Source organism: Aquibacillus albus (assembly GCF_016908325.1).
In the GTDB taxonomy this organism is placed as follows: domain Bacteria; phylum Bacillota; class Bacilli; order Bacillales; family Amphibacillaceae; genus Aquibacillus_A; species Aquibacillus_A albus.
Genome location: NZ_JAFBDR010000016.1, coordinates 62,856 through 83,961, shown reverse-complemented (window position 1 = coordinate 83,961; position 21,106 = coordinate 62,856). Strand labels below are relative to the sequence as shown.

The 21,106-nt window shown below is 38.7% G+C and carries 21 protein-coding genes and 1 pseudogene; 10 read left to right on the top strand and 12 right to left on the bottom strand.

The features are described 5' to 3' along the window. Positions 1–12 precede the first annotated feature (12 nt). The gene (locus JOC48_RS13940; protein WP_204500688.1) at positions 13–408 is read right to left on the bottom strand and encodes a hypothetical protein; all 396 of its coding nucleotides are present in this window, start codon (positions 406–408) and stop codon (positions 13–15) included. A gap of 345 nt (positions 409–753) precedes the next feature. Between JOC48_RS13940 and JOC48_RS13935 the strand changes: the two genes are divergently transcribed. Beyond that, entirely contained in the window at positions 754–1,671 is a 918-nt protein-coding gene (locus JOC48_RS13935; RefSeq protein WP_204500686.1) for a DMT family transporter, read from the top strand. Between the two features lie 897 nt (positions 1,672–2,568). On the opposite strand, the gene JOC48_RS13930 is transcribed toward JOC48_RS13935, so the two are convergent. The 5 genes from JOC48_RS13930 to JOC48_RS13910 form a co-directional block, all read right to left on the bottom strand. Beyond that, the gene (locus tag JOC48_RS13930) at positions 2,569–2,835 is read right to left on the bottom strand and encodes a hypothetical protein (RefSeq protein ID WP_204500684.1); all 267 of its coding nucleotides are present in this window, start codon (positions 2,833–2,835) and stop codon (positions 2,569–2,571) included. A gap of 158 nt (positions 2,836–2,993) precedes the next feature. Then, a complete protein-coding gene (locus JOC48_RS13925) occupies positions 2,994–3,299 on the bottom strand; it encodes a hypothetical protein (protein ID WP_204500682.1) in 306 nt (101 codons plus the stop codon). Between the two features lie 337 nt (positions 3,300–3,636). Further along, complete coding sequence (locus JOC48_RS13920) at positions 3,637–4,965, bottom strand: S8 family peptidase (RefSeq protein WP_204500680.1); 1,329 nt, start codon at positions 4,963–4,965, stop codon at positions 3,637–3,639. A gap of 263 nt (positions 4,966–5,228) precedes the next feature. Beyond that, positions 5,229–6,038 (bottom strand): CPBP family intramembrane glutamic endopeptidase, encoded by an 810-nt coding sequence (locus JOC48_RS13915; protein WP_204500678.1) that lies wholly within the window; start codon positions 6,036–6,038, stop codon positions 5,229–5,231. 44 nt (positions 6,039–6,082) lie between these two features. Further along, positions 6,083–6,868, bottom strand: coding sequence for a hypothetical protein (locus tag JOC48_RS13910; RefSeq protein WP_204500676.1), 786 nt, complete (start codon positions 6,866–6,868; stop codon positions 6,083–6,085). 187 nt (positions 6,869–7,055) lie between these two features. On the opposite strand from JOC48_RS13910, the gene JOC48_RS13905 reads away from it, so the two are divergent. Together JOC48_RS13905 and JOC48_RS13900 are read left to right on the top strand one after the other, a co-directional pair. Then, positions 7,056–7,274, top strand: coding sequence for a hypothetical protein (locus tag JOC48_RS13905; protein ID WP_204500674.1), 219 nt, complete (start codon positions 7,056–7,058; stop codon positions 7,272–7,274). Between the two features lie 21 nt (positions 7,275–7,295). Beyond that, positions 7,296–7,577, top strand: a complete 282-nt coding sequence (locus tag JOC48_RS13900; RefSeq protein ID WP_204500672.1) for a hypothetical protein — start codon at positions 7,296–7,298, stop codon at positions 7,575–7,577. A 98-nt stretch (positions 7,578–7,675) separates the two neighbouring features. Here JOC48_RS13900 and JOC48_RS13895 read toward each other — a convergent pair whose 3' ends face one another. The 4 genes and pseudogenes from JOC48_RS13895 to JOC48_RS13880 form a co-directional block, all read right to left on the bottom strand. Further along, positions 7,676–8,266, bottom strand: coding sequence for a chorismate pyruvate-lyase family protein (locus JOC48_RS13895; RefSeq protein WP_204500670.1), 591 nt, complete (start codon positions 8,264–8,266; stop codon positions 7,676–7,678). 47 nt (positions 8,267–8,313) lie between these two features. Continuing rightward, positions 8,314–9,129: pseudogene (locus JOC48_RS13890) on the bottom strand (bifunctional 3-deoxy-7-phosphoheptulonate synthase/chorismate mutase); the annotation flags it as partial. 82 nt (positions 9,130–9,211) lie between these two features. Then, positions 9,212–10,447: a phenylacetate--CoA ligase family protein gene (locus tag JOC48_RS13885; RefSeq protein WP_204500667.1), complete on the bottom strand. Its 1,236-nt coding sequence runs from the start codon at positions 10,445–10,447 to the stop codon at positions 9,212–9,214. Positions 10,448–10,479: 32 nt separating this feature from the next. After that, positions 10,480–11,919: a phenylacetate--CoA ligase family protein gene (locus JOC48_RS13880; RefSeq protein ID WP_239584378.1), complete on the bottom strand. Its 1,440-nt coding sequence runs from the start codon at positions 11,917–11,919 to the stop codon at positions 10,480–10,482. A gap of 411 nt (positions 11,920–12,330) precedes the next feature. On the opposite strand from JOC48_RS13880, the gene JOC48_RS13875 reads away from it, so the two are divergent. The 5 genes from JOC48_RS13875 (at position 12,331) to JOC48_RS13855 (ending at position 15,792) form a co-directional block, all read left to right on the top strand. Then, positions 12,331–12,855, top strand: coding sequence for a hypothetical protein (locus tag JOC48_RS13875; RefSeq protein WP_204500665.1), 525 nt, complete (start codon positions 12,331–12,333; stop codon positions 12,853–12,855). A 396-nt stretch (positions 12,856–13,251) separates the two neighbouring features. Further along, positions 13,252–13,938, top strand: coding sequence for a tetratricopeptide repeat protein (locus tag JOC48_RS13870; RefSeq protein WP_239584377.1), 687 nt, complete (start codon positions 13,252–13,254; stop codon positions 13,936–13,938). A gap of 11 nt (positions 13,939–13,949) precedes the next feature. Beyond that, positions 13,950–14,480 carry a tetratricopeptide repeat protein gene (locus JOC48_RS13865; RefSeq protein ID WP_239584376.1) on the top strand — a complete coding sequence of 177 codons (531 nt, stop codon included), beginning with the start codon at positions 13,950–13,952 and terminating at the stop codon, positions 14,478–14,480. 69 nt (positions 14,481–14,549) lie between these two features. After that, the gene (locus JOC48_RS13860; RefSeq protein WP_204500663.1) at positions 14,550–14,855 is read left to right on the top strand and encodes a hypothetical protein; all 306 of its coding nucleotides are present in this window, start codon (positions 14,550–14,552) and stop codon (positions 14,853–14,855) included. A gap of 151 nt (positions 14,856–15,006) precedes the next feature. Further along, on the top strand, positions 15,007–15,792 hold the full coding sequence (locus JOC48_RS13855; protein ID WP_204500661.1) for an alpha/beta fold hydrolase: 786 nt from the start codon (positions 15,007–15,009) through the stop codon (positions 15,790–15,792). Between the two features lie 184 nt (positions 15,793–15,976). Here the strand turns inward: JOC48_RS13855 and mtnK are convergent, their stop codons facing one another. Further along, positions 15,977–17,179: an S-methyl-5-thioribose kinase gene (gene mtnK, locus JOC48_RS13850; protein WP_204500659.1), complete on the bottom strand. Its 1,203-nt coding sequence runs from the start codon at positions 17,177–17,179 to the stop codon at positions 15,977–15,979. A 306-nt stretch (positions 17,180–17,485) separates the two neighbouring features. Then, positions 17,486–19,006 (bottom strand): NarK family nitrate/nitrite MFS transporter, encoded by a 1,521-nt coding sequence (locus JOC48_RS13845; RefSeq protein ID WP_204500657.1) that lies wholly within the window; start codon positions 19,004–19,006, stop codon positions 17,486–17,488. Between the two features lie 378 nt (positions 19,007–19,384). Here JOC48_RS13845 and JOC48_RS13840 point away from each other — a divergent pair, with 378 nt between their 5' ends. Continuing rightward, positions 19,385–19,993: an ANTAR domain-containing response regulator gene (locus tag JOC48_RS13840; protein WP_204500655.1), complete on the top strand. Its 609-nt coding sequence runs from the start codon at positions 19,385–19,387 to the stop codon at positions 19,991–19,993. Continuing rightward, positions 19,990–21,027: an anthranilate phosphoribosyltransferase gene (locus tag JOC48_RS13835; RefSeq protein ID WP_204500653.1), complete on the top strand. Its 1,038-nt coding sequence runs from the start codon at positions 19,990–19,992 to the stop codon at positions 21,025–21,027. Before JOC48_RS13840 ends, JOC48_RS13835 begins: the two co-directional genes overlap by 4 nt. The last annotated feature ends 79 nt before the right edge of the window (positions 21,028–21,106 follow it).

Sequence of the window (21,106 nt, the reverse complement as noted above, 5' to 3'; positions counted from 1 at the left end):
CGTTCCTCGTTTTTACTCTATTTCACCTTTAATTCCCTTAACCTTTTGTCGAAAGTTATCTAAAGATACTTGGGATAAACTGATTTCTTCCAATACAAATTTGTCAGATTGATGTTTATAGATATAGTGCAATTCATAGACCTTATCTTTTTCTAACAAATTCCATACATTTTTGTTAACTTCAAAAGTGATGTTCTTAGGAATGTGATTAGTATCAAGAGTTGAAAAGGTTGCCTCAAATTTCTCCTTTTCCTTTGAATCATTAGTCACTTTCTTTTCGAATAGTTCTCCAGGTTGAGAAACTTCTGTTATTGCTTCATCAGAAGAGCAACCAACAACGGTTGATAAAGTTAACAACAATACAATTAGGGTAATAGATTTAAACATTTTTTTAATTACAAACCTCAAAAGTAACACCACCAATTCACATATATTACTCGATAAAATAAAATTGATTCTTAAACTCTACTGCTTCGTTCAATTTAAGTACACTATTTCACAATTTGCAACTAAAACAAAGTTCAATTTCTAACAGTTTCAAGGTCTTTCGTAATGTAGTTCCCCTTTTCCTTTGCTGTTCTTTCAACCCATTTCTCTATGTTTTCACCATCTATTCACCTTGATTAAACATTTATTTTATTTAATAATAGTAAACATGTTATTCCTTATTCGTTAGAATGACCCGGTATGGTTTACGTTACTTAAAGAAAATAGAATTGTAGGTTTAACATAGTAGTAGAAAGGAAGAGTTTGATGAATAGCAAATTAGCATTATTATATATTGGTTTGGGGGCTTCTTTATGGGGGATTATTGGAGTTTTTGTAACCTACCTTTATGAATTAGGTTTTATGCCATCACAGGTTGTTGCCATTCGTATCTTATCTGCATCTTTATTTTTAGTCGTTTATGCATTAATCAAGAATCGAGAGCATTTCAGAATCAGGATAGTTGATAGTAAATATTTTATTGGAACTGGCATTATCAGTTTTCTCTTTTTTAATTGGTGCTTATTTAGTGCGATTGAAGAAATGTCTATATCGATTGCATTCATACTTCTTTACACAGCACCAGCATTTGTAATGATTTTCTCAAGGATTATATTTAAGGAATTTCTAACGACACGAAAGGTTATTGCTTTAATTGTAACGATTGTTGGATGTGCATTTGTTGTTGGCATCCTACCAGGTTCGAATTTAACGTTCTCATCTCTTGGTTTAATTCTTGGTCTTGGTTCTGGCTTCTTTTATGCGCTGTACAACATATTTGGAAAGTTTGCACTCAAAAAATACAACTCTTTAACCGTTACGATCTATACCTTTTTGTTCGCAACAATAGCAGTAATTCCTTTTAGTGGATTATGGAACGTCATTCCTTTATTTTCAAATCCAAACGTTTGGTTCTATATTATAGCTCTAGGTTTTCTGTCTACGATGCTTCCCTTTCTTTTGTATACAAAAGGGCTAAGCACAATAGAATCAAGTCGTGCTTCAATCCTAGCAACAATTGAGCCAGTAGTAGCATCCCTAACTGGTTTTATTTTTTTTCACGAACAATTAAACCTATGGCAATATCTTGGTATTATCTTAGTTATTTCAGCTGTCATTATTGTTCAAGAGAGATCAAAAAAGGCTAATAAACAAATGTTCAATTCTGATGCCCCTTCTTTTTGAAAAACATTGTGGGGAAGTTGTATTTAGGTTACAGTAGATATAAAACAATACCTTTAGATATGTCTAACAGGAATCGTTTTTTCAATCATCTAAATTGTCGTTTTAACACAATAAGAGTTGCTGTGTCGACAACTCCTTGTTCCACTCTTGCCCCTGTTAGCGAACAACAAATACAATGCTATTTTTCTAATGATTTAATATGTTCTTCAAATTCTTCTACGTTACTTGTTTCAAATGTTCCATTATGACTTTTTACAATAATAGTTGGAAACTCATCAATATGAGTTGGAGGTTCTATGCTCCAATTAAGAACAAGATTATCTAAATTATTAGTTTCAATTGTTTGATTAACTCTTTCTTGTAAATCTAATGATGCTGGTTCCTTTGTAAAGATTGTAACGTCATATCTATCATTTGAACTAAAGAAACAGCCAGTAAGGACAAATAATAAAATAAATGTTAGGAATATAGAGAATAATTTATATCTAATTTTCCTTTCACCTCTCAGACTTTTTTAGTAACTTCTTCAACAATACTTAGTAAGCTCTTCTTTTCTCTCTTATTTTATTTGAATTACTTTCCCAGTAACTATCATAGTTTCATCGAAATTAACATCGTCTTCTGATGAACAAGCTGATAGCAGCATCAAACACATAATCAATAATAGATATTTTCGCATAAAAACCTCCTAATACATCAATTGCCCCCTTTTCAGCTAACCTGCCAGTAGATACAAAAGAAGATAGCTATTATTTAACAATCGCTCTCGCTAATTCAAGGGATTCACAGTTTTTCATAAAAAAGAACCAAGTTAGAAATCTTGGCTCCAAGAGTAAACATTTCGTAAACATAAACAACATAAAAGAGGACGTTTGCTTTATTATAGGACGTAATTTTTTATTCGTATGCGGTATGTTTTAACATATTATCCATATCTTCAAAAGTCATTGGTTGTCCATCTGGAAAAGTTGATAATGGTTTTACGGATCCAACCGGTGCAAGCTGCACTCCAAGCATCAGGTCTTCTTCCATTTTAAAAATAAAATCTGCAAATCCTGAATTTTTTGTTGAACCACCAGATGGGACCGAATACTCAATATTATGCTTATCAGCCATATCAATTAACTTATCTATTAATTTCATTCTTTCAAACTTATCATCCATAACCGTACTCCTCCTTTTTTCTTACAGTAATTAATTAAGTAATTGTTTAATCGAGCGTTAATTCTGTTTTTCATGATTGAAACGATTATAACAGAACTTGTCAAGCGGCTCCCGTTAGTATAATGAATATGAACTTTTCATGAAATAGGGGGGCTATTTTATCTCTTGTAATTCAACTCAACTAGATATTTAAAAAAGTTTACAACTGCTTCATCAAATATATCAAATTCTTTTGAGTTTTGTACCGATATAAGTATGGAATCATCTTGATCTCTATCTGCATCTTCATCATACACTAAATTTCCATCCCTATATTCTGTTAATGGCTGAATGACTATCTCCTCTTCGGCAGTATCAATTTCGACCACTCGTTTTTCATCTAATTGATAAGCGTCATAGTTATTAATTACTTGTTCGCCAGTAAGTGTTTCTATGTATTTATATTTAACGTTAACTTTTTTCAACTCATTATTTCTCCTTTTCTTCTTTAACTACTATCCACAACCCTACTATCAAGTTTCTTCAAATACAATCACTCTGTTTTCTTTCTTATATTATAACATGGTTATTAAGAAATGTTTTTAATTTCATATTGTCGAAAAGGCTTCTCTATCTCATCCACAATGTTATAAGGAAATTTTAGTTCAGTACTCATTATTTAACAATTTGTCCAATATATATTTTTCAAAAAAAATCCTGCACCCATGACTCAATCGATGCAGGAGTCTAGTAATATATTGATTCGTTGATACAACATCCTGTTATCTTATGATGGAACTTTGCTTACTTCATGCACATTTTCTAGCGAGGAACAGAGCTATCAGCATTTAAATAGCCTGCACCATAAACATTCGGATCTCGATTTCTCCACATATCAGCACCATTTTTTAGTAATTCTTTAACCTGCTGCGGTGTTAACTCTGGATTTTGCTGTAAAATTAAAGCGACAACTCCTGCACAAATTGGTGTTGCCATTGAAGTTCCTGATAAAACGAAATAATCAGAGCCTACTCGATTTTGCCTCTGTAATTTATCCAAATAGGATCCAGGAGATCTTAATGAAACGATATCAACGCCTGGAGCTAAGATATCTGGCTTCGTCTTTCCGTAAATCGTAGGTCCTCTACTTGAAAAGCTAGCAACTTCATCATCTGATCTTGACTCAGGAGTATTTCTATCATCTAATGCACCTACTGTAATGACTTGATCACTAATTCCAGGACTTGCAATTGTTCGAGAATCAGGACCTTCATTACCAGCCGCAACACAAACAACTATTCCATCCTGCCAAGCTCTTTCTACGATTTGTACCATTGGATCATCATCTTCAGTACCAAATTGTTGTGCAGGTGACCCTAATGACATACTTATAATATCAATCGGTTGATCCGGGTTATTGGCATTAAAATCGATGCACCATTCTACCCCTTGCATAACTGTTTCTAAGGAACCAGACCCCATTTTATTTAACACTTTCACCCCGATTAAATTAGCTTCTGGAGCAGGTGATACGTACTGTCCAGATGATGCTGATCCGTCACCAGCTGCGTCTCCTGCACAATGTGTTCCATGCCCATTATCATCATAAGGCTCTGATTCTTGATTGATAAAATCTACAAACGCAGTGATTCTCCCTGATAGATCATTATGGGGATAGATTCCAGTATCGATAATGGCTATTGACTTCCCTCTTCCAGATAATTCCGTTCCATCTCTAACTACATGATGAGCATTGGCAGAAGGTACCGCTGTATCTAACAATGCTTTAATTTCTCGATTAAAATACACCTTTTTAACTTTATTGCAGCTCTCAAGCATCTCTTCCAATACAGAGGGCGTAAGATCTACACTACAGCAAGAAATACTACGAAATTCATTTCTAATAGAACATCGTGCATTGCTTGCAAATAAGTGGTTAACATCATGACAGCCCTCTTCGAAATATGGCTTTTCAAATTCAATGATGACTGACATTTTCTTGTGTTTCTTAATCATACCCTCGAATAAATTGTGCATAAAACAAGGTGTCCACTTAAATGGTTTATATAAGTTGAGTACTTGTTCACGTAACGATTTGTCTAATTTGTGAGAATGGGAACGTACCATTTGTATCATTGAAAATCCAAACAATTGGCAAACCTCCTCTAATAAACTATGCTTATTACAATCTATGAGGTTTGCATGTTTAATGAAGCGGTCTTTGTCTACTATATGATAAAATGTGCTAGTAACGAGATGTCAGTTATCTTGATTGTTAAACTCCTTAATATGTTTTACATAAAATTTTCAAAAAAATAGTATCCAGGTTGTCGGTTGTTCAACAGACTGAATATTAAGAAATAGTAATTTGCTATATTTTGTTTAACTCGAAAATTTATTTGTTATATCCCCCTTTAACTCACAATCATGCCACTAAGCACCATCAACGCATTGAAAAACATATGCCATATCACTGCCGGAACGATACTTTTTGATTGGACTGTAATAGCTCCGAAAAAAAAACCGCCCATACTAAATGCTAGGCAGCTAACCCAAGAGAATCCAAGGGAATAATGTTGCAGACCAAAGCCAACGCTCGTTAGCACAACCGCCCATCGATTACCGAAATTTTCAGAAAAACGGCTTAGCAAAAAACCTCTCCATATCATTTCTTCGAGCGTTCCATTCAGAATGGAAAAAATGATCATGAATCCCCAGATTCCCTGGAAGAAACTAAAGCTATGATTCAGTATAAATGGCAGAAAAACTAAAAAATTTATCATCATCGCCATAACGAGAAAGGTACTTACTTTCGTTTTACGAAAGCCGGCCCAAATGAAAGGATTATGAACTGGCTCCTCCCATTGCGGTTTCTGCCAATAATACATAAAACGAAGTCTGAAAATAAGCGAAAAAAAAATCAATGGGACCAAGACAACGATCAGTGACAACCTGTTGAGTAAAACCCGGGTTTCATCCTGACTGATGTTTATAAGCCAATGCGTAGTTATATAACTATAAACAAAGAACCCAATTCCGAAAGCCATTAATGTCAAAACAAAATATCTTATTGTTTTTTCGAAGAAGCTAAGTCCTGCAGCAATTGCCCAAACAATCAACAACAGATGGTTATCTAATTGTAAAATAATTAAAAATGCTACAAATAAGCTTAATGCTGCCAAATTTCGTAAAGCAGTGGCAGGAAAGTAAAGTTTCTTCTTCATCTATTGTAAAGCTCCTTCTTTTGGGGGTATCGATATAAGATATGTTAACGTCTTCTTCTAAATACTCTCTTCTTTCTCTTGGTTCTATTTTGCTTATTCATTGGCTTCTTATCTACCCTCACATCTTTTATCTCATCTATTTCTTCTGCTTCTGCTTTCTCTTCCGTTTTCTCATCCATTTCTGCTTCTGCTTTCTCTTCTGTTTTTTCATCCATTTCTGCTTCTGCTTTCTCTTCCGTTTTCTCATCCATTTCTGCTTCTGCTTTCTCTTCTGTTTTTTTATCCATTTCTGCTTCTGCTTTCTCTTCCGTTTTCTCATCCATTTCTGCTTCTGCTTTCTCTTCTGTTTTTTCATCCATTTCTTCTTCTGCTTTCTCTTCTGTTTTCTCATCCATTTCTGTTTCTGCTTTCTCTTCTGTTTTCTCATCCATTTCTGCTTCTGCTTTCTCTTCTGTTTTCCCATCCATTTCTGCTTCTGCTTTCTCTTCTGTTTTCTCATCCATTTCTGCTTCTGCTTTCTCTTCTGTTTTCTCATCCATTTCTGCTTCTACTTTCTCTTCTGTTTTCTCATCTACATCCTTATCTGCTCTCTTCTTAATCATATTCACTGTGGATTTAACCAAATTTTCTACTGGTATCTTCTCGATTAAGGTTTCAAGCGAAAACTCTCCCTCAGTTGATGACTCTTTTTTTTCATTGTTTTCCATTTTATCTAATTCTTGTCTAATAAATTGCTTCCACTCTTCATCCCCTGTGTTGTTCGTTCCAGCCGAGCTTTTTTCTTCCTCTGTGTCCTCTGCAGAGTTTTCTTCCCTGTGTAATTCATCCATTTATGGAAACCTCCTTTTGTATGTTTGATGCGCACTTTTTTATTTCATTTCTCTTCCCATTCTATGTGAATTAGCGTTACTCGTTTGGGCTATAGTGGATTTTATAAAATTATAGTCTACTACCTACAGAAGCTGGGATATTTAATCATATACTGAACTATTATGGATAAGGCAGAGGTGAAATAGAATGGATAGAAAAAAATGGGCTATCGGTGATAAACTGTTATTCGGCCTAGGCTTGAGTTTATTCGGCATACTTCTTTTTGTACTTGTTGTGGGCGTTATCGTTGCATTGGTAGCAGGTTGGGGAGGAGAAAAACAAACACGAACTAGTAATAGCCTTCCGATGCAGGATAAAGAGAAAACATTAAGGGAGCGAACATCGAATTCTGCAGGCAAAAGGTAATATCAAGAGGGGGTGAAGCAGTTGGATAGGAAAAAACATCAAGCGTTTGTGAAAATGTTTAAATTATTCCAACTTGGAGCTAGTTACTTTTCAGAGAATTATATGAGAGCGGTTAAAAAAGGAGCATATGTCGCCGAGAAAGAAATCCTGGAAGCAGCAGAAGATCGTGATCAACCTGTTGAAGTCATGGTAAGAAAATTACTTAAAGCCATAAACCTTGGCGCACTTCATGCAGCTGAACATATGCTCCTTTTCGGAATCGATTTGATTGAACAAATGAAAGGAAAATCGAGTAAAAAATAAAAATGATGTCGGCTAATCATGCATGGCTAAAAAATTACAAGGATAAACAGTGACTGGCTCCAAGGATGACCTCTCCATCCTGTAGAGCCAGTCATTGCTCAGTTGCTTGATTGCTCTTTGCTGATCTCTTGCAGTAAACGATGTTCGATAATGCTCGGATGGTAATATTCGAGCATTTCAATTCCTGGTTTACTTCCAAAATACAAATCGTATCGTTTGTAAGGCACCTTTTCATGCAGATCAGAAAAATGAAGCCTGATTGGCTGCTGGAAAAGATCAACTGATTCCTCTTCGTTGACATATCCGGAGTCTGTCACTTTCCGGAACGAGCGCATTCCAAGTGAACTGATCGCATTGCCAATTCCGTACTTCTGATGTGCAATGCTCTCAAACAAAGCAGGAGGTACATGCTTGGCATATACCATCGCAATGTTGTGGGACACGACAAATCCACTTCTTTCACCGATTAGTACCGATTCCCTAATATAATACGGAGCGCCGGAAGACTCACCGAACAGTTTGGCATCAGCTTCATTAATTTGTTCTTGCCGTATCACTTGGACCTTTAATTTCTCATTCAACAATACTTCCAAAAAATCCGTTGTCCGTCCATCCGTCACTAATAGTAAGTCTAATAGAAATGTCTTTAAAACCTTCAATGCTTTGTGCTCAAATTGGGAATCTTTCATACTATCACCTCCATCTAAACCTATTTATTAGGCTCATAGTAGCGACCTTAACGGTACAAACCGGAATCGGTTAAGCCGTCCCAAAAAGCTTGAAACTCCTCCATATTGAGCTGCTGTTTCCCATCGGAAAGAGCGTTTGCAGGATCCGGGTGTATCTCAACCATAATCCCATCTGCTCCAGCAGCAAGTGCCGCCTTTGCACATGGTAAGAGAATATCTTTTCGCCCGGTGGAATGACTGACATCTACGAGCACTGGTAGGTGGGTTTCCTGCTTTAAAATAGGAACAGCAGAAATATCAAGGGTATTTCGGGTCGCTGTCTCAAAAGTACGGATTCCACGTTCGATTAACATCACTTGATCATTCCCATGATGCAAAATATATTCTGCTGCTAGCATTAATTCCTCTAACGTAGCAGAAAGCCCACGTTTTAATAACACGGGCTTTTTCGTTTGCCCGACTGCTTTCAGCAAATCGAAGTTCTGCATGTTACGTGCGCCTACTTGAAAAATATCGATGTAAGGTGCCGCTATATCGATTTGGTTCGGACTCATAATTTCACTGATCGTTACCAATCCGCTTTCATCCGCTACATCCTTCATCATTTTTAAACCTTCTTCCCCAAGACCTTGAAAACTGTAAGGGGAGGTTCTCGGCTTGAATGCTCCACCACGCATGACCGATAATCCCGTTTGCTTTAGCGCAGAAGCAACTGTTTCAAGCTGCTCTCTCGATTCAACTGAGCAAGGTCCTGCAATCAGCGTATGGGACAATCCGCCAATTGTCGTTTGCTTTACTTTAATGATAGTATCCTCACTTTTATGGTCACGGCTCACGAGTAGCTGTGATTTCTTTTGTTGTGATTCATCACTCAAGATTAACCATCCTTTCTTTTTTTAGATTAGACATATCAAAACTTCCTGCCTCTGTATCTATTGGTATCTATTAAGCACCGTTACTTCGTTTTCTGATATAGATAGGCTTTGTCGATGGAGTGTTATCCATGAGGCTGGCGCGATCGAGCATTGTGGTTATTTCCACGGTGATCGGCACTTGGAGTTGGGAGGATAATAGAGACCGGACTTCTTCCTCTGACCATTTATCGGCTTCATGCGAATCTAGTAATACGTGCAATCCTGCTTCTTGTTCGATCACCTGCCACGCATCCGGAGCAGGCGACAACGAATATACTGCTTCCTGAATATCAGCCGGCTCCAGGATGGTACCTCCAAAATAGATGCGTTCCCTGCTTCTTCCATAGTGGGTTAGATTCGCTCCAGATCGACCACATGGACATAAACTTGGCTCTACAGAGATGATATCCTCGTTAAAATATCGCAGTAGAGGCGAACCTTGATGGGAAAGCGTTGTGATCGCTGCAAACCCTTTTTCTCCAAAAGGAACAGGATTTGTTCCGTTCTCATCTAACACTTCCACAACAAAATCTTCTTCTACAATATGCATGTTGCCATGCTCACACATTGTTGCAATATTAGCTGTTTCCGTTGAACCGTACATATTAAATACTGGCACACCCCATAGTTCCTCTATATGCTGTCTACGCTTTTCACTCATTAATTCACCAGCAACGCATATGGCACGCAGCGAAGGAAAGTCCTTACTTGGGTCAGAACCACCTAGTCGGGCCACTTCGGCTAGTAGTTCCATCTCTCGCGGGAGTCCCGCCAAAACCGTGACAGCAAGCCGTTTGATCATGCTTATTACCCTAGGGTACGGAGTCACTACCGTACGACCACTAGCGGGAACTACCCCGGCTCCTGTCTGCCAGGCTGTCTGTTGCATTAAAAAGGCAGGTAATGCCAGGGCATAAGGAAATCGGATAAGCACAAGATCTTCAGATGTCAAATGGACACCACATTGTTTTAGTTGTCTTCCACCAGTTACCAAATCCTCATGCGTAAACCAGGAAGCAGAGGGCTCCCCAGTTGTTCCGGTTGATTCGTGATATTGAGCTATTTCCTTCCTATCAACAGCAAGGTGACCAAATATACCAGCTTCCCGCAGATCCTGTTTTGTCGTTATCGGAAGTGTATTGATGTGCTGAAGCCCGATGTCTTGTTTTAAATGGTGTGATAATTTCCGCTTGTATAGAGGGGATTTTTGAATGCGCGCATACAGCTCCTGAAACTTTTTCGTCCTCTCTATATCGATGTCACTCATAAAGGCACCTCCTCTCTCGCGTTTTTTCTTTTCTAGGTGAACACTCTTTGTGCTTTACCGAACGTTCGAGGAATATCATCCCTGATAACCACTTCACAATTAATCCCAATTCGATCAGCCATATGCTGCTTAATCTTTTCTGCCAATTGATCGTCACTCATCTCTGTCTTGAACTTCTCGGCTTCAATAGTTAACTCTCCTTGATTCATCTTAAAGTGATACCATAAGCCTACTTCTGGAAGCTCCATGAGAAAATGCTCGAGCATGAAAGGAGAATAATCTGCTTCGCCGATACGTAGCATGTGTTCCATTCTACCCCTTAGTTGGAGAACGTCCATTGTGAGACCGCAATCACATTTGGATTTTTGTAAGACACCGAGATCTCCTGTACGATAGCGTACCATCGGCATTCCTTCACGCAGCAGCGTTGTGACAACTAGTTCTCCTGTTTTCCCGTGAGGAAGCACTTCGCCTGATTCGGGATCAATGATTTCGACCTTTACATGTCCTTCCATGATGTGATACCCATTATGCTTACTGCATTCTACACCGATTACTCCACACTCAGTGGAACCGTAGAAAAAGGAGACCTCGCACCCCCACCATTTTTCAAGCCGCTCGCGGAAGGTGGACGAACATCCTTCACCTGTTAGCCAAATTTTCTTCATTCGAATATCTTCACCGATTTTGATACCGTACTTCTCGCTTTCTTCTACCAGAAGTGCTGCATAAGAAGGGGTTGTCGCAAGGACCGTTGCTTGATATTCCTTCATTAATTCCAGCGACTTATCAACTGGGGCCATATAACCACCCTTGCCAAGGGATAAAACTGCTGTACCAAACGCAAATTGGAATAAACGCTGAAAGCCAAGTCCTGGCAGTGCGAATTCATATGGTAATGCGATGGCCGCGACATCATCTTCAGTTTCTTTAAACAATTCCAAATATTTAGGCAATAAATCGTATACATATTGATCAGCCAAGGTATAAGCGGTATATATTGGTTTACCCGACGTACCACTCGTAAGGTGAACTTGGCCTATTTCTTTCGGATCCACACACAATATCTTCTCTTTATCACCTCTAATCACATCTTTTTTCAGCATCGGTACAGATGCTAATTGTTCTAGGCTATCTAATTTAGGCTCCGTGAATCCTGCCTCTTCTAACCTCGAACGGTAGTATTCATTATTGTCCCACACATGAGCAAGTGTGGCGTTTACAGCTTTTAATTGATAGTCTTCTATTGTTTCACGAGGAAGCTTTTCAATTGTTTTCCCTTGGTCATCTAATTGCTTATAAAATGCTTTAAATTGTTCGAGATGGGACGAATGTTCATCAACAGAGACGGTCATCTTATGGGTTTGAACCTTCTTCATTTTTATCCTCCATTCCATTTGTTTTTTTCTGACTATGGAAGCATCAATACTTGTGCCAACCTTGTATGATGCTTCATTGCACTTTAGTAACATGAACTGCAGAGTCAAATATGCAGATACAGTCCTTTTATTTCGCCTATCATTCACTTAATTAGTTTTGTGTCACAATATGAAGTATCGGTTGAGCTTCTTTTTCTGTTAACTCTCGGGCTTAACTTATCACGCTCCTTTATTCTTTTATAAAATGCAGGCAAAGTAGAATTTGATTGAGGCAAACATATATTTTTTTGAAAATAAGGCGTTTCATACAGACCATTTATTTCAATCATGCATATTGTAGCTAGTGTAAATATCTAATATTTTAAGGATACCTCTTCTGATTACTTGTCCATTCTGTGGTTTTAGGTCAGAGTGGCATATTTTTGCTTAACCTTAAAAAGAACGCTTTTTTAAGAAGCTTAATACCGGATGTTTTAATTTTTGCTTTGGAAGGGAGTAATGAAAATGAAAAGTAATACCAACCATATCAAACAATTTGAGGAAGGAAGAAGACTTCTTATGTTAGGTGTAGACGGAGATAAAAAAGCGGTAAAGAAAGCTTATGAGATTTTCTTAAAGCTTCGCGACACAGAGCCCGACAATGCCCTTGTCGAAGCCAATTACGGTAGCACGCTTGCGCTATTGGGGCGAGACGCCGTTCAGCCTCTCGAAAAAGCAGATCATGCCCAAGAGGGTCTAGATGCATTGAATCAAGCAATTTCCATGGAGCCGAATCACAAGGAAATTCGGTTATTACGTGCGAATGTATGTCTACGTCTGCCAGATTCCTTTTTTCATTGCTCACAAACAGCGATTGAGGACTTCTCCTTCCTGCTAGATCGTTATAAAGAAGATCCTAATTATCTGACGAATGACCAGCTAATAGAAATGATGGAGAATCTAAGTGCTGCTTCCCATGATATGGAGAAACCGAGCAAAGCAAATAAAGTATTACAACGTTTAACCAAGTTGACATCGAAAATAAAGTAACGGAATGATTTTGTTTTAAATATCTAATCTGTGTTGGAAAAACGGGGAAATTACCCGTTTTTTTTCTAACTTCGGACAAAACATTGGATGTAGCTCCGGAGAGTGAGTATTTTTCCACAGCGTCTCTTAACTACTCTTTTGATCATAATGCTAGCTTACCTAAAATTATATACATTCTTATTTTTGAACAGGATATACATTCATTTTATAAAAATAGGTATTCCATCCAAACGCTCCTATAAATCATACATATCATAGCTATCATAAATTGTTTATTTTAAAGAAAGGATTGATTTATGTTGTTATTTAGATTGGTGAAGCTTGATACCGACAGCTATTCAGGAATGACATTGTTTAAGGATAGGATCGAATTTTTCGTTAGGAGGAGGGATTAGTATGAATATAAGCGACACTCATATGAACCAATTCGAAGAAGGAAAAATGCTTATTAAGAAAGCCGGAGACGGAGATAAAAACGCGGTGAATAAAGCCAATGAGATTTTTTCAAAGCTTCGCAAAGCCGAGCCGGATAATGCTCTTATTGAAGCTTATTACGGCACGACCATGATGCTAACCGCTCGAGATAAGATATCACCGTTAAGTAGATTAAAGGAAACGATAGCAGGAATGAAGATTCTTGATGAAGCAGTAAGTGCCGACCCTGAAAATAGCAGGATCCGACTGCTACGAGGCAGGGCCGCATATAGGTTGCCTGAAAAGTATTTCCAACGGACCCAAACAGCGATTGAAGATTACAACTTTCTCATTGATCGGGAAATGCAGGAAGAAGAAGGCTTTCTTGATACCGTAAAATACTTGCAGCTTAACTACGAGCTTGGCGAGGCATACAGTCGAATCGGTCGAAATCAGGATGCAGCTATGTGCTGGAAAAGGCTGATTAACGAAACTCAGGACCCTGATTTTCTGCATCTCCTCAATCTAAAGCTTAAGTCTGTGGAAGGGAAACCAGATGTTGAGCATACCCCTAACTCCGAGAGCCCCGTATCAATTTTGATAAGAAGGACCATTCGTGCTGCCGGAAGCGAAATCATTAACTTGGTAGAGGACAAATATTTTCAATAGGAGGTGATAGATTGGCAGATCAAAGTGCCCACATGGAACAATTCGAGGAAGCCAAAACACTCCATAATAAAGGAGTGGACGGAGACAAAAAAGCGGTGGTAAAAGCAAACGAAATGCTCCTAAAGCTTCGTGAGACTCATCCTGATAATGCATTAATAGAGGCCTATTATGGCAGTACTCTTGTTCTATTAGGTCGGGATGCGGTTAAAATACTTGAAAGAGTGGATAAGGCAGAAGAGGGATTAGACGTATTGAATCGAGCCGTTTCTTTAGACTCAAACAATAAAGAAATTCGGATGTTGCGCGGCAACATTTGTGTAAGGCTGCCGGAATCCTTTTTCCAATGCTCGGAAACGGCAATTGAGGATTTCACTTTCCTGCTTAACCACTATAAAAAGAATTCAAACTACCTAACTTCAAATCAAGTTCGAGAAGTACTGCGAAACCTAAGTCAAGCTTACCAAAATGCAGGGAAACCAGACAAAGCCAATTCAGTCTTGCAGCGTCTAAAGCAATTGGAACTGAAGCAAAAAAAATCATAAGAAAAGAGAGCTAGCCCAAGAATCATCCCCTTACCGGCAAATCGCTGAATCGGAAAGGAGGTGAGGCATATGTCAATCTTAAAAGGGATCTTCAACGGAGTAAAGAAAGAGATTATGAATTATTCCCATGTTGCTATAAAAACCGGCGCTACTAACGTCGGCAAACAGCTTGCGAATATGTCAAGCGATGAAAACCACGATGAAAAGCAACCGTCCAGTTTTCAATTAAACAATGTTCCCGATGCCTTGAAAACTGGTATCATGGAAACTGGCCAAGAATTAATAAAGATAGGACGGGAGCGCCTAGAGACAGGCTTCCAACAGCAACAGAATTCGGAAATGTCCGATACAAAAAAATCTACCGAAGAGAAATAATACAGGAATTCTACGAGGAAAGGCTCAAGCTGTTATTCGGCTGTGGACCTTTCCTTTTCATCATCACTCTATTCTTTTTAGCATAATATATTAATCTTGGATATTGTTCACAATAGTGACAAGAGATTACGAGACTGGAGAGTGAGTAATTTTGGAAAAAATATTCGTCAACGGTATTAATATTTGTTATGAATCAATCGGGGAAGGATTTCCTTTGATCGGTCTTACAGGAAAAGGCAGTAACATGGACTGGTGGAATCCGGAAATTAAGGCCGCGTTAAGCAAAAGAAACAGGTTCATCATGCTCGATCAACGAGGTACAGGCCGGAGTGACGCTCCAACAGAGGCGTATGACATTTCAGATATGGCCAACGATGTCATTGGGCTAATGAACGCGCTCGATATCGAAAAGGCGCATATTTTAGGCCAGTCCATGGGGGGAATGATTGCACAGGAGCTTGCAATCGAAAACCCCAGTCGCGTGTCGAAATTAATCTTATGTTCCACGACCTGCGGGGTCAAACGGATACGGCCTTCCTTTCGGATGATCAAGTGGCTGATGCGAAAGAATTATACAAATACCCCACAAGACATGCTAGATATGCTTTATTCCAAAGCCTATATCGAGGAGAATCCGGACTTAATTGATTCGCTTGTGGAAAAGATGCAGATCGCTCCTACGAACCCTAGAAGCATGGAAATTCATCATAATGCAAGTAAGAATTTCGATTCGTACCATCGGATTGGGCAAATTTCGGTACCAACGCTTATTATACACGGCGAGAAAGATTGGGTCTTCCGGCCGAAGCATGCCAAGATTCTGAACCGTCGTATTCCAGACTCCAAGCTGATTTTATTTCCCTATGCCGGACACGGTGTTTTTTCACAGGAACGTCACAAGGTGTTAGAAGAAATCCACCGTTTCCTAATTGATTGACAAAAAGACGACTCTTATTGATTTTGAATAAGAGTCGTCTTTTCATTCTGTCCAACATTGTGCCATATCGTTTGAACTGTTTTTCCAAAACGATACACGCCGACCTTCTATGCGAATCTGCTGATTTTCTCCTTTACGATTGATGTATTCCTAGGAACAGAAATGGATGACGTAGTTTTTTACTTTACACAACTTTTAAAGCGATATCCAACACTTCCTTAATAGAATGGGCGGATCGGTTTCGTTTAATCAGCGCCACGCCAATTTCCAGCGCATTTCGCTGTGCTCGTTCTCGGGCAGCCGCATCTTTGATGTCGTCGATGTCCGCGACGTGGATATAACCATAGACGCGGCACAGCATTAACACCCCGGCAAAACCGATGGTATCCTGAAGCAATCTTGTCACATATAAATTCTGATAGCCAGGTGTCTTTACCAACCGGTCAGCGGCATACCCGTTCCACAGCTCGCGGAACTCAGACTCGAATTGTGTCCATAACTCGTACACACTATCGAGAAGGTAGCGGCGGTAATTGGTTCGCTCCTTTGCATCCGTGCTCCAGCCCTCTTGGCCTGAATAGTTTAGCAGCATATTGCCGATAAGTGTTCCGATATCAAATCCTATCGGACCGTAAAAAGCAAATTCTCGATCTATGACTTTCGTAGAATCGGGCTTGATGAAAATATTATCTGTATGCAAATCACCATGCAGCAAGGCCTCTGCTTTCGTTAGAAATTTCTCCCTCAGTAGCGTGACCTCAAGATGCAGCTCCTTATCCTCCCAAATGCGCTCAACGCTATCACGGATATGAGGCTCGACGATATTCATCCGGGACTTTGTAAAAGGAGCGTATAAGATGAGATCCTCGGTAATATTGCAAAGCTCAGGATTGATGAACGATTTCACCCGCAGTTTCTTCTCCTGTTGGTCCATGGCCAGGTCCGAGGTGAAGAACAACGTCCGCGCCAAAAATGATCCGATATGCTCGGCGAACAACGGATCACGGACTTTCTCCATCAGGCGGCGGCGCATAACAGTGTGATCGCTCAAATCCTCCATGGCGATTAACGCCAAATCCGGCTCGTACGCGTAAACCTTTGGCGTCTGATCAGGACAAATCTCCCCATTAATGCGCAATGCTTCGTATTCAATGCGTACTCTGTCCAACGTCAAAGGAACAGATTCACCGACCATCTTGAAATAAGGAAGTGCCTGCTTCAGAATTAAGGATCTTCCTGATGCTTGGTCTGATATATGGAACACATGATTTAGATTACCATCGCCGATATCACGCAACTTGAGCTGTGCACCATCCGGGAATAAATCCTCGATTCCTTGTGCATACTCGACCGCTTCCGCTTGCGTTAAGGTGTGATAATTTGTCATTTCTGGATCCCTCCGAATACCGATTACTATTTAGCCTAATAAAATGAGCACGGACTGGAACTGCTCCCTGATGGCAGGTCATATTGATGCACCCGTAATGCCGGCGGATTGGCGACAGCCCGCTAAAAAATAACGTAAACTCGTTATATATTTATATGCTAAAAATATATGTATTGTGATTGGACCCTAACCGATGATATACACCCTTTTATAACTTATATCTTATTTGGATTTCTCCTAAGTGAAAAAAGGATGGACAATAGTCCACCCCTTTTCCTAAAAATATTTGTATTCTTTAATAAAAAACTACATGTTATTTTGAAATGATGATACGGCTTTTTTAGGTATTGATACCGGTTCATCAGCCAGTGACTTATCAACGGAAGACATCTCATAATCGTCTGCAAATGAACCTTTTGGCTCCTCTAACCAGGACCAACAACAAATAAGGCTAATAAATGCTCCTGCGGATAAGATAAAAAAGAACACACTAGGAGTAACAAAAGACAAAATTAATAGATAAGTAACGGAACCAACATTCCCGTATGCACCAGCCATTCCAGCAATCTGTCCAGTAATTCGTTTCTTAATCATTGGTATAATTGCAAAGGTAGATCCTTCTGCTCCCTGTACGAACACGGAAGTTAATATCGTTATAACTACTGCAAGAAAGATTGGCCAAGCACCATTCATTAGCCCCATAACTGCAAATCCTATTGTAATTCCTGACATGTAAAAAAGCATGACGTTTTTTCGGTTACCAAGACGATCGGATAATATACCTCCTAACGGACGAGCAAATAGGTTAACGAATGCAAACGTAGAGCCAAGAATTCCTGCCGCAGTTGCACTTATCCCCCAAGTCATTTCAAAAAACATTGGTAGCATTGATACAACAGCAAGCTCAGCACCGAAGTTTGCAAAATAAGTTGTATTTAGAGCTGCTACGTTTTTGAAATTGTACTTATCATCTTCTGGAACTCCTTTTTTCAAAATCGGAACATTAACTAATAAAATTCGGATGATTTGATAGATTAAAGCTACAATCAATACACCGTATAGTAGATTTGTAAAAGTATTTGGTAGTAACCCAGTGTTATCTGCTCTCCAAGTTAATAATGCTAATGCCCCCATTAAAGGAATTGTCCATAAAATAAGCTGAATTAAATCCTTCCAACTACTAACTTCTATGGCATGAGCACTCTTAGGAATCATATAGGCTTTTCCATCAGGAGTATCTTTAGCAAGCTTAAAGTAGATAATGCCATATACAAGACAAATTACTCCTGTCATAGCAATGGCATAACGCCAGCCATTATCTCCTCCGAACATCGTTAAAGCTACCCACGGTAAAGTCATCGCTGCAAAGGCTGAACCAAAATTTCCCCATCCAGCATAAAACCCTTCTGCAAAACCAACCGACTTTGGTGGAAACCATTCGGACACCATTCGAATTCCAATAACGAAACCTGCACCAATTGAGCTTAAAACTAAACGTGAAATAGCTAATTGTGTCCAATCATTTCCAAATGCGAAAATAAAGGTTGGAATAGACATCGTAATTAATAACATGGAAAAAACAATCCTAGGTCCAAATCGGTCTAGTAAACTTCCAATAATAACACGAGCTGGAATAGTTAACGCAACGTTCATGACTGCTAGTAAAGCTAGATGATCCGCCTCTAACCAACCTTGAGATTTCATGATTGTTGTAGCTAATGGTGCCATGTTAAACCAGGTAACAAAACTTACAAAAAAAGCAATCATCGTCAAATGTAACATCTTAATTTCTTCGTTCTTAAACTTAAATAAATCTGAAACTTTCATAGATTATCCCCTCCAAAATTTTATTCCTTTAATAAAAAAAGCCGCAAAGAACGTATTGTTCTCTGCGGCCCCATTGCCACTATTAAAGTGAAATTAAACAGAAAAAGCCTGTCAATTAACCCACTAATCCTTGCAGGTAAGACAGGCTCTATTGCCTAAATGAAGAACACGCCATTGTGTTCTAAAAATGTTCCATCAACGAACATCTTGCTTACTACTTATTATAACTTTTAAAAAAGACGTGTCAACAGACTTATGAAAAAACCATGTTAAGAAACCTAACACAAAGACACGGACCCTTGTCTGAAGTTGTTATACTTTTGAATATAATAATAACTTTTATACTTCATTACTTTAATTTTTATGGAGGTTAGGCAGATGCTTGACAGTTTTCTTTTATTTATGGATCCCGAAGTCAAACAACATTATAAGCCAACCGATCCATCTTACATTGGCAGTAGATTACAGGATCTTGGTTATCGTGTAATTAAGACTACTGATCCTTCTTCCTTTGAAGCACTTATCCAGCAAGTAGATGCGCTAATTATCTGTTCCCCCACTGCCGAAATTGAACATTGGGCAAAAAAATGCCTCTCTTATCGTTCTCTTCCACTAATCTGGTGGTTTCATAACAACCCGAAAGTTGTTGTTAACTGTCAGATTGATATTGATATAGATGCGATGCTCTGTTCAACGATGACGGATAATGAAATACATTGGTCGCTCCATTTATGTTCTAACCGTTACCTTCAACGGATTCAATGGCAAAAAGAAAGGGAGTTATTATTATCTAAATTAGAAGAGCGTAAACAAATAGAAAAAGCAAAATCAATTCTTTGCGACATTAAAAATATTTCAGAATCAGAAGCTTATGAATTTATACGTAAACAAGCAATGGATGAACGTAAACGAGTAGTCGATGTTGCTACATCCATTATTGATGTTTATCCACTATTAGTTGCGAACAAAGGAGATGGACGAAAATGATGCAGCCTTTTCTAAAAGAAGTTGGACGCGGGAAAAGAGGGTCAAGAGACTTAACATATGATGAATCCATTCGTGTTGCAGAAATGATTTTTAATGGAACGGCTTCACAAGCCCAAATTGGTGCCTATTTAATTGCTGAACGAATGAAGATGGAGTCTATGGAAGAAATGATTGCCTTTGTTGATGTTTGCCGTTCACATAGTATGATTCACCCTGTTCCAGGGAGTATTGATTGTGCTGGTCCATATGACGGAAGAAAAAAATCCTTTTATGCTACTTTTCCTACAGCATTTGTATTGTGTGCGATGGGTATACCAGTGTCCTTACATAGTAGTCCTTCCCTTCCCCCGAAAAATGGTTTAACACTTTATGATATTTTACAAGCGCTAGACATCCCTCCTAATAACATGCATGCTGAAACTTTAATTGAAGCAGCTGAACGCACAGGATTTTTATTTGTTCCGACTGAAGAATGGTGCCCCCCTCTTGCTCGTTTGCGAGGAATAAGAACTGAAATTGGACTCAGAACATTGTTAAATACGGTTGAGAAATTAATTCGTTTTTCTGATTCTCCAAGTATGACAGTTGGCATCTTCCATGGAACTGTATTTGATAAAATTGTCGAATTATTACGTCGCACAGGTGTTAATAACGGTTTAGTCGTTCAAGGAATGGAAGGTTCTGAAGACATTTCTGTGGAGCGCAGAACCCGTGCTCTTTTGGTATCAGAACAACAAAAAGAGTGGTTGGTGATTGATCCGGAGCTTTTAGAGCTACAAATTAACTATCCAGAAGTTAAGTGGAATGCAAATTTACAAGCTGAGACCATTTTATCTGTTCTAAAAGGGAATGGAGATCTTGCCTATTATAATACAGTTCTCTTAAATGCTGGTGTTAGAATATGGCTCTGTGGAAAAGCAAACTCTATTGAACAAGGTATAACGCAAGCAAAGTATGTCATTGACTCTGGTGAAGCATTAGACCAATATTACAATTGGAAAAATGCAGTAAAAACACTCTCGATGAAACTGTGAATGTAATAATCAGTGTACTATATGGCTCTTTTAAATACTGTACAGATGCAAAGTAGAATATTCACTAAGTTATTAGGAA